At 54.1% G+C, this 3,356-nt stretch carries 2 rRNA genes; both read left to right on the forward strand.

The features are described from left to right. The first annotated feature begins 254 nt into the window (after positions 1-254). Positions 255-3,149, forward strand: a 23S ribosomal RNA gene (locus ACFOZ5_RS13565). A 90-nt stretch (positions 3,150-3,239) separates the two neighbouring features. After that, positions 3,240-3,354, forward strand: a 5S ribosomal RNA gene (gene rrf, locus ACFOZ5_RS13570). The last annotated feature ends 2 nt before the right edge of the window (positions 3,355-3,356 follow it).

Genomic DNA, 3,356 nt, shown 5'->3' on the forward strand with positions numbered 1-3,356 from the left:
CTTTCTGATCACTGGGTCAGAATTGCTCTTTAACAATTCGGATGAGATTGAAACACGAAGCTTTGTTCTTCTAGTTCAGAACAGAGTTTCAGCGATAACGATCAAGCGTTATCCGGTGTGTCGTTGAAGTGGTTGTTTATAGCTTCAGTCGACTGTCTCTGAATCTCGTCAGACGCGAGAGGTTGTCGGTCACTTCGGTGAGCGATGAGCTTGAGTGGATGATGAGGCACAGGTCAGTTGTCTTGGGGTTATATAGTCAAGCAACTAAGCGCATACGGTGGATGCCTTGGCAGTCAGAGGCGATGAAAGACGTGGAAGCCTGCGATAAGGCTCGGGGAGCTGGCAAACAAGCTATGATCCGGGCATCTCTGAATGGGGAAACCCACCGACTTTCGGGTCGGTATCTTACGCTGAATACATAGGCGTAAGAGGCGAACTCGGGGAACTGAAACATCTAAGTACCCGAAGGAAAAGAAATCAACCGAGATTCCCTCAGTAGCGGCGAGCGAACGGGGACCAGCCCTTAAGCTGGACAACTGGTAGGAGAAGGCCCTGGAAAGAGCCGCCATAGTGGGTGATAGCCCCGTATCCGAAACCTGAGTCCAGTGAAATCGAGTAGGACGGGTCACGTGTAATCCTGTCTGAACATGGGGGGACCATCCTCCAAGGCTAAATACTCCTGACTGACCGATAGTGAACCAGTACCGTGAGGGAAAGGCGAAAAGAACCCCTGTGAGGGGAGTGAAATAGACCCTGAAACCGTATGCGTACAAGCAGTCGGAGCGGACTTGTTCCGTGACGGCGTACCTTTTGTATAATGGGTCAGCGACTTATGTTCAGTGGCGAGGTTAACCGTATAGGGGAGCCGTAGGGAAACCGAGTCTGAATAGGGCGACTTAGTCGCTGGGCATAGACCCGAAACCGGGCGATCTATCCATGAGCAGGGTGAAGGTGCCGTAACAGGCACTGGAGGCCCGAACCCACTGTCGTTGAAAAGCCAGGGGATGACTTGTGGATCGGAGTGAAAGGCTAATCAAGCCCGGAGATAGCTGGTTCTCCCCGAAAGCTATTTAGGTAGCGCCTCGGACGAATACCACAGGGGGTAGAGCACTGTTTCGGCTAGGGGGTCATCCCGACTTACCAACCCGATGCAAACTCCGAATACCTGTGAGTACTATCCGGGAGACACACAGCGGGTGCTAACGTCCGTTGTGAAGAGGGAAACAACCCAGACCGCCAGCTAAGGTCCCCAAGTACCAGTTAAGTGGGAAACGATGTGGGAAGGCTCAGACAGCTAGGAGGTTGGCTTAGAAGCAGCCATCCTTTAAAGAAAGCGTAATAGCTCACTAGTCGAGTCGGCCTGCGCGGAAGATGTAACGGGGCTCAAACTGGTCACCGAAGCTGCGGCTGCATCGCAAGATGCGGGGTAGGGGAGCGTTCTGTAGGCCTGCGAAGGTGGATTGAGAAGTCTGCTGGAGGTATCAGAAGTGCGAATGCTGACATGAGTAACGACAATGGGGGTGAAAAACCCCCACGCCGGAAGACCAAGGTTTCCTGCGCAACGCTAATCGGCGCAGGGTGAGTCGGCCCCTAAGGCGAGACCGAAAGGTGTAGTCGATGGGAAACGGGTTAATATTCCCGTACCTTGGATAGCTGCGATGGAGAGACGGAGAAGGCTAGGTGAGCCGGGCGACGGTTGTCCCGGTTTAAGCGAGTAGGCAGTGGGCTTAGGCAAATCCGGGCCCACAATGCCGAGACGTGACGACGACGACCCTTTTACGGGTTGGAAGTCATTGATGCCATGCTTCCAGGAAAATCTTCTAAGCTTCAGGCTATTCGAGACCGTACCCCAAACCGACACAGGTGGTCAGGGTGAGAATCCCAAGGCGCTTGAGAGAACTCGGGTAAAGGAACTAGGCAAAATGGTGCCGTAACTTCGGGAGAAGGCACGCCGGTATGTACGTGAAGCCCCTGCGGGTGGAGCGGAAACCGGTCGAAGATACCAGGCCCCTGCGACTGTTTATTAAAAACACAGCACTGTGCTAACACGAAAGTGGACGTATACGGTGTGACGCCTGCCCGGTGCCGGAAGGTTAATTGATGGGGTTAGTCCTCGGACGAAGCTCTTGATCGAAGCCCCGGTAAACGGCGGCCGTAACTATAACGGTCCTAAGGTAGCGAAATTCCTTGTCGGGTAAGTTCCGACCTGCACGAATGGCGTAACGATGGGGGCGCTGTCTCTACCCGAGACTCAGTGAAATTGAAATCGCCGTGAAGATGCGGTGTATCCGCGGCTAGACGGAAAGACCCCGTGAACCTTTACTATAGCTTCACAGTGAACTTTGAGCATGTTTGTGTAGGATAGCTGGGAGGCTTTGAAACCGGGACGCCAGTTCCGGTGGAGCCAACCTTGAAATACCAGCCTGACCTGTTTGAGGTTCTAACTTCGACCCCTTATCGGGGTTAAGGACACTGTGTGGTGGGTAGTTTGACTGGGGCGGTCTCCTCCCAAAGCGTAACGGAGGAGCACAAAGGTGGGCTAAGCACGGTCGGACATCGTGCGGTTAGTGTAATGGCACAAGCCCGCTTAACTGCGAGACAGACACGTCGAGCAGGTACGAAAGTAGGTCATAGTGATCCGGTGGTTCTGTATGGAAGGGCCATCGCTCAACGGATAAAAGGTACTCCGGGGATAACAGGCTGATACCGCCCAAGAGTTCACATCGACGGCGGTGTTTGGCACCTCGATGTCGGCTCATCACATCCTGGGGCTGAAGCCGGTCCCAAGGGTATGGCTGTTCGCCATTTAAAGTGGTACGCGAGCTGGGTTTAGAACGTCGTGAGACAGTTCGGTCCCTATCTGCCGTGGACGTTGGAGATTTGAGGAAAGCTGCTCCTAGTACGAGAGGACCGGAGTGGACGAACCTCTGGTGTTCGGGTTGTCACGCCAGTGGCATTGCCCGGTAGCTATGTTCGGACAGGATAACCGCTGAAGGCATCTAAGCGGGAAGCCCCTTCCAAGATGAGATCTCCCCGGGCCCTCGAGGCCCCTGAAGAGCCGTTCAAGACCAGGACGTTGATAGGCCGGGTGTGTAAGCGCTGCGAGGCGTTGAGCTAACCGGTACTAATTGCTCGTGCGGCTTGACTATATAACACCCAAGACAATTGCCAGAACAGGCAACCGCGATAACCTTGATCGTAAGCACTCAATCTCATCCGCCCAGTGATCAACCGTTTTGCCTGACGACAATAGCGTTCTGGAACCACCTGATCCCATCCCGAACTCAGAAGTGAAACAGAGCAGCGCCGATGGTAGTGTGGCATTGCCCATGCGAGAGTAGGTCATCGTCAGGCTC

This window comes from Marinobacter lacisalsi, assembly GCF_042651045.1.
Lineage (GTDB): Bacteria > Pseudomonadota > Gammaproteobacteria > Pseudomonadales > Oleiphilaceae > Marinobacter > Marinobacter lacisalsi.